Here is a 6,121-nt window from a genome sequence, read left to right as displayed (position 1 = left end):
CGTCATACCTGATACTTTGGGATTTTTTTCCAATTTACCATTTGCAGTTGGGTTTGCTGCCTAATTGGGGGGCGCCGATCTTAAAGTTCATCGAGACAAAAGCCTGTAATGGTTATGATCGTATTGGTCTTATGTCTCAAAAAAATCTCGAGTTTTTTAAGAGCAACTATAAAATCAGTCCTGGTGTTCAGTCAGAGATTTTATACCTTTGGGGCCCCAATGATGTTCAAGTCAGAAATAAGCAGGCTTATCTTGAGGCAAGAGCATCAGAAGGGATCCAGGACCAATTGGTCTGTGTGTTTGGCGGGCAACTTATAAAAGGGCGCGGAATTGATAAGTTAATCGAGTTGGCGTTGCATTCAAAAACGAATGGAATCAACTCTGTTTTCTATATATTTGGTGATGGCCCTGAACGAGATGCAATGCTCAATGATTTAAAAGCTAATGATGTGCTGGATATCGTTCGCTATAAGGGCTTTAGACCCAGGGAAGAATACATGCGTTTTCTTAAAGGCGCTGACCTCGGGTTTGTATTTAATTCGGGGCACGTATCCGTGCCCACGTTTCCTTCGAAAGCTGTTGACTATTTCAGAGCTGCCGTTCCGGTGCTTGCCTATGTAGAGGATGCTACCGACTTCGGAAGTATTCTCGAGGAGGAGATAAGGGGGGGGTGGAGTGCTTCGCCGAAGTATCACTCTAAGCTAGTTGAAAGCTTTGAAGCAGCTTATAAGCTGTCGAGAGATGAGCTATTTAATGTTGGGTGTTCAGGGCAGAAATGGTATCTTGAGCATTTGCAGGTGCGTAAAACCTCGCATCACTTGACTGACGATCTAATTTGATGCGATTGGCGATTGGCTGGAATGAGTGCTAGCTGATAAGCGGGTTTTTGCTTTAGAGCATATTGAGATTGGACTGGAGAATAATATGTTTACAGATAAAATTCTAATGATCACCGGTGGTACCGGATCTTTTGGTAACGCGGTCCTTAAACGGTTTTTAGATACTGATATCGCCGAAATTCGCATATTTAGTCGTGATGAAAAGAAACAAGACGATATGCGTAAGCGTTACTCAAGTTCCAAGTTGAAGTTTTATATCGGGGATGTTCGCGATTATCAATGTGTGTTGAATGCTTCGCGTGGTGTGGACTATATCTTTCATGCTGCAGCTTTGAAGCAGGTGCCTTCCTGTGAGTTTCACCCTATGGAGGCCGTCAAAACCAACGTTGTTGGCACAGATAACGTATTGGAAGCTGCAATTCAAAATGAAGTCCGTCGTGTAGTTTGCCTGAGTACTGACAAGGCGGTATATCCAATTAATGCAATGGGTATATCAAAGGCAATGATGGAAAAGGTTATGGTGGCGAAGTCCCGAAACGTCGATGACACTAAAACCGTAATTTGTGGTACGCGATACGGCAATGTTATGGCGTCTCGTGGATCGGTAATTCCGTTGTTTATAGAGCAAATTCGTGCGGGTAAGGCTCTGTCCATAACAGACCCTAATATGACACGATTCATGATGACATTGGCCGATGCGGTCGAATTGGTGTTGTACGCGTTTGAACATGGTAATAATGGCGATTTGTTTGTTCAAAAAGCTCCAGCAGCTACGGTAGAGGTCCTTGCGCAGGCATTGACGCAGATGGTCGGTAAACCTGATCACCCAATCCAGGTTATAGGAACTCGACACGGCGAGAAGCTCTATGAAGCGCTTCTGAGTCGCGAGGAAATGGCATGCGCGGAGGATATGGGTGACTATTTCCGTGTCCCGCCTGACTTGCGGGATTTGAACTACAGTAAGTTTGTTGAGCAGGGTGAAGAAAAAATTTCTCGGATGGAGGATTATAATTCTCATAATACTCAGCGCCTGGATGTAGCGGGTATGCAGAAATTGTTGCTTAAGCTGGATTTCATGAAGGCCATCCAGCGCGGTGAAATTGTCACTCCGGAGGAATGATTGATGAAGGTACTAATCACCGGTGCCAGCGGTTTCATTGGCAAGAATCTTGCTGCTCATCTACGCGAACGTGCGGATGTCGAAGTGCTTTCATTCGTTCGCGGAGACGACCCGGCGTTGCTTGGGGGGTTAGTCGCTGAAGCTGATTGTGTATTTCACCTGGCGGGAGTTAACCGACCACAGAATCCGGAAGAATTCGTGAGTGGTAACAGCGATCTTACTCGGATTGTTTGTGATGCCGTCGCGGCTAGCAGCCGAAAGATACCTCTTGTATATACATCGTCAACTCAGGCTGATCAAGACAATCCGTATGGTCGGAGCAAGCTCGATGCGGAAAGTGCATTGAGCGAGTTGGCCCGTAAAAATGGGAACGACGTACACATTTTTCGTCTCCCTAATGTGTTCGGGAAGTGGGCAAGACCTAATTACAATTCAGCGGTAGCAACTTTTTGCCATAATATTGCACATGATCTGCCTATTCATATTCACGATGAAAATGCCTCTCTTACATTAGTTTATGTTGATGACGTAGTTCGTCATTTTATCGCAATTATGGACGGCCGTGTTTCAAAAGAGTCGGCTGCTGTCGTTCAACCCGTTTATTCTACAACGGTAGGCGCATTGGCTGCTCAGTTGCGAGCGTTTCGCGAAAGCCGGTCGACGCTTATTAGCGAAGCCGTAGGTGAGGGGTTGCCCCGCGCTCTTTATTCAACGTATCTGAGTTATCTCCCACCTGAATCTTTTACTTATGAGGTTCCTAAGTATGGAGATCCTCGTGGTGTGTTTGTGGAGATGCTCAAGACAAAGGACTCGGGACAGTTTTCCTATTTTACAGCGTTTCCCGGTATCACACGTGGCGGTCATTACCATCATTCAAAGACTGAAAAGTTTCTTGTGATTAAGGGGACCGCAAGTTTCCGTTTTCGTCATATCGATTCTGGCGAATTCTACGAGTTGCAGACGACAGGCGATCAACCGAGAATAGTTGAAACAGTGCCGGGCTGGACCCACGACATCACTAATATTGGCAATGATGAGCTGATCGTGATGCTATGGGCAAATGAAATATTTGATCGTGAACATCCGGACACCTATGCATTGCCAGTGTGCCCTTGAAGCCTATCGATCAGGTAGAGGATTGTGATGAAAAAGCTGAAAGTAGTTACTGTTGTAGGTACGCGCCCGGAAATTATTCGTTTGTCGCGTGTCATAGTCGCTCTCGACCGACACTGTGACCACGTCTTGGTACACACTGGTCAAAATTATGATTATGAGTTGAACGAGATTTTCTTTCAGGATCTTGGTATCCGGAAGCCCGATTATTTTTTGAATGCGGCAGGTACGACTGGCGCAGAAACGATTGGCAATGTAATTATTTCGATCGATCGGATGCTTTCCGAGGTATTACCCGACGCTATGTTGGTCTTGGGGGATACTAATAGCTGTATGGCAGTTATCCCGGCGAAGCGACGCAAGATTCCAACGTTTCATATGGAGGCTGGTAACCGTTGTTTTGACATGCGAGTTCCTGAGGAGATTAACCGTCGGATTGTAGATCATACGGCTGACATTAATCTCACTTATAGCACAATAGCTCGTGACTACCTCCTGCGTGAGGGGCTTGCACCGGACATGGTCGTCAAAACAGGAAGTCCAATGTTTGAAGTGCTGACCCACTATCGTGAGGGCATTGATGCGTCGGATGTATTGGAACGTCTCGGTTTGCAGGCGGGACAGTTTTTTGTTGTCAGCGCACACAGGGAGGAAAATATCGATTCAGATAAAAACTTCCTTAAACTGGTTGAGGTGCTGAACGCTGTAGCCAAAACATATGATCTTCCGGTCATTGTGTCTACGCATCCGCGTACACAAAAGCGTGTCGATGCACTTGGGGTTGTGTTTCATAAGAATGTTCGGTTACTTAAACCTCTTGGTTTCAAGGATTATAACAAGCTGCAACTCGCATCGAAGGCCGCCTTGTCTGATAGTGGCACTATCAATGAGGAGTCTTCGATTCTTAATTTTCCAGCGCTGAATTTACGTGAGGCCCATGAGCGACCTGAAGGTATGGAGGAAGCGGCTGTCATGATGGTGGGGTTGGAGCTGGAGCGCGTGCTCCAAGGATTGCAGTTACTAGAAAGCCAGGGTCGCGATGAAAATCGAAGCTTGCGTCTGGTTGCGGATTACAGCATGCCGAATGTATCCGAAAAAGTGGTACGAATTATTCATAGCTATCGAGACTACGTTATGCGTACCGTCTGGAGAAGGTACTGATACGAATGGCTATTCGAGTTTTGTTGTAGAGCCATAGCAGTTGACGGTTGACTGGACTCGTGATCGCATTCTGTCCGGGATTTTTGCGCTTGGCGTTCCATGTTATTCCAGATCTTGCTCTGAGGTGTACCTTGAAAAAGCATTTGACGATACTGGCTGGCGTCCAGAAGCACGACTATCTATTGCGAAAGAGCTGGTTTAGACAAGCTTGATGTTCTTGGTACACCCGACGTTGACTGAAGCTGAAATCCAAAAGACCTGCGAGGTGATTTGCAGTGTTATGCAGCAAGTCGTGAAGCCTTAGACCTATTTGGGGCCTCACAATTTCCTTCTTTTGGTGCGAGTCGGTTCTTGCTGGTGGGAAAAGGGGATGGCGAAAAATCGCCTGATATTCGCAATATCTGATCCCCTTCTCCTCAGGGTTTTCAGTTCTTGCCGGTAGTATCGGTCGAGGCCTGCATTCCTTGCACGCGCCTCGTGCTGGTGATTTAGCTCCCTTATGGCGCTACCGGTTTCAATATTTTGAACCAGACTAGTTATTTCAAAGTTACGAGAGCGTCGCAGACGTACACTCGTCAGCACGATCAACAGGTGAGCGGTTCGAGGTGTACGACGGAGTTATGGATAAATTGCGCAAACTGTTGCTTGAGCTGCCACGCCGTCAAAAACGGCTCATTCAGGTTGCGGCCGACGTCGTTCTTGTGTGGGTAGCCTTATGGATGGCGTTTATTGTGCGTCTGGGACCAGACGAGATGGTCAACTCGTTTATTCCGCACGTCTGGCTATTTATTAGCGCTCCTGTGATTGCTATTCCTCTTTTCATTCGCTTTGGCATGTACCGTGCTGTCATGCGCTACTTCGGCAATGATGCGTTGATCGCGATCATCAAGGCGGTCAGCTTGGCATCGTTGATCTTAGGCGTTGTCGTATACTGGTACAGCAATCACCAAAACGTCGTTCCACGCTCAATCATTTTCAACTACTGGTGGTTGAGTCTGATCATGATCGGCGGGCTTCGCCTGGTCATGCGTCAATACTTTTTGGGTGACTGGTTCAGTGCTGCCCAGCACGTTCCGTTTGCCAGTCGTGACGATGGTTTGCCGAAAGTCGCCATTTACGGTGCGGGGGCAGCCGGTAACCAGCTGGTTGCTGCCTTGCGGATGGGGCGAGTCATGCGTCCGGTGGCGTTTATCGATGATGATAGCGGGATTGCCGACAGGGTTATTTCCGGTTTGCAGGTCTATAAACCCAAACATATCCAGCAGATGATCGATAACACCGGGGCTCAGGAAATCCTGCTGGCCATCCCGTCGTCCAACCGTGGGCGGCGCCGGGAAATTCTTGGTTATCTCGAAGGTTTCCCGCTCCACGTTCGAAGCGTTCCCGGTTTCATGGACCTGGCCAGCGGGCGGGTAAAGGTCGATGACATCCAGGAAGTGGACATCGCCGACCTGCTGGGCCGGGATACCGTTCCAGCCCAGGGTGAGCTGCTTGAGCATTGCATCAAGGGACAGTCTGTTCTGGTCACCGGGGCCGGCGGTTCGATCGGTTCAGAGTTATGTCGGCAGATTCTTGCATTGCATCCAACGACGCTGCTGTTGTTCGAGCACAGTGAGTTCAATCTCTACAGCATCTTGTCCGAGCTTGAGCAACGGGTTGCCCGTGAGTCTTTGTCTGTACGTTTATTGCCTATTCTCGGTTCCGTGCGCAATCCGGAGAAGTTGCTCGATGTGATGAAAACCTGGCATGTAGACACTGTCTATCATGCGGCGGCGTATAAACACGTGCCGATGGTTGAGCACAACATCGCTGAAGGTGTGCTGAACAACGTGGTGGGTACGCTCAATACCGCCCAGGCGGCATTGAAAGCCGGTGTTGCCAACTTCGT

The 6,121-nt window shown here is 48.1% G+C and carries 5 protein-coding genes and 1 pseudogene; all 6 read left to right on the top strand.

Annotation, left to right across the window (positions count from 1 at the left end; all coding sequences use genetic code 11):
• A partial coding sequence (locus tag AB4Z35_RS29595) for a glycosyltransferase (protein ID WP_442101102.1) occupies positions 1 to 839 on the top strand: 839 nt, incomplete at its 5' end.
• 85 nt (positions 840 to 924) lie between these two features.
• Positions 925 to 1,959, top strand: coding sequence for a polysaccharide biosynthesis protein (locus tag AB4Z35_RS29590; protein ID WP_442101101.1), 1,035 nt, complete (start codon positions 925 to 927; stop codon positions 1,957 to 1,959).
• Between the two features lie 3 nt (positions 1,960 to 1,962).
• On the top strand, positions 1,963 to 3,075 hold the full coding sequence (wbjC, locus tag AB4Z35_RS29585) for a UDP-2-acetamido-2,6-beta-L-arabino-hexul-4-ose reductase (RefSeq protein WP_442101100.1): 1,113 nt from the start codon (positions 1,963 to 1,965) through the stop codon (positions 3,073 to 3,075).
• 27 nt (positions 3,076 to 3,102) lie between these two features.
• Positions 3,103 to 4,233, top strand: coding sequence for a non-hydrolyzing UDP-N-acetylglucosamine 2-epimerase (gene wecB / locus AB4Z35_RS29580; RefSeq protein ID WP_442101099.1), 1,131 nt, complete (start codon positions 3,103 to 3,105; stop codon positions 4,231 to 4,233).
• A gap of 37 nt (positions 4,234 to 4,270) precedes the next feature.
• A pseudogene (locus AB4Z35_RS29575) lies at positions 4,271 to 4,537 on the top strand (aminotransferase); the annotation flags it as partial.
• A 316-nt stretch (positions 4,538 to 4,853) separates the two neighbouring features.
• Positions 4,854 to 6,121, top strand: a 1,268-nt coding sequence (locus tag AB4Z35_RS29570; protein WP_442101098.1) for a polysaccharide biosynthesis protein, incomplete at its 3' end; no start/stop codon positions are given.

The sequence above is a fragment of the Pseudomonas sp. KB_15 genome (genome assembly GCF_052114525.1).
Lineage (GTDB): Bacteria > Pseudomonadota > Gammaproteobacteria > Pseudomonadales > Pseudomonadaceae > Aquipseudomonas.
Note: the sequence above shows the minus strand (reverse complement) of the source record. Positions and strands in the feature narration are given on the sequence as shown.

Bases quoted from the DNA above. Each gene is read 5' to 3' on its own strand.
- wbjC (WP_442101100.1), top strand. From the start codon at position 1,963: ATGAAGGTACTAATCACCGGTGCCAGCGGTTTCATTGGCAAGAATCTT.
- wecB (WP_442101099.1), top strand. From the start codon at position 3,103: ATGAAAAAGCTGAAAGTAGTTACTGTTGTAGGTACGCGCCCGGAAATT.
- AB4Z35_RS29590 (WP_442101101.1), top strand. From the start codon at position 925: ATGTTTACAGATAAAATTCTAATGATCACCGGTGGTACCGGATCTTTT.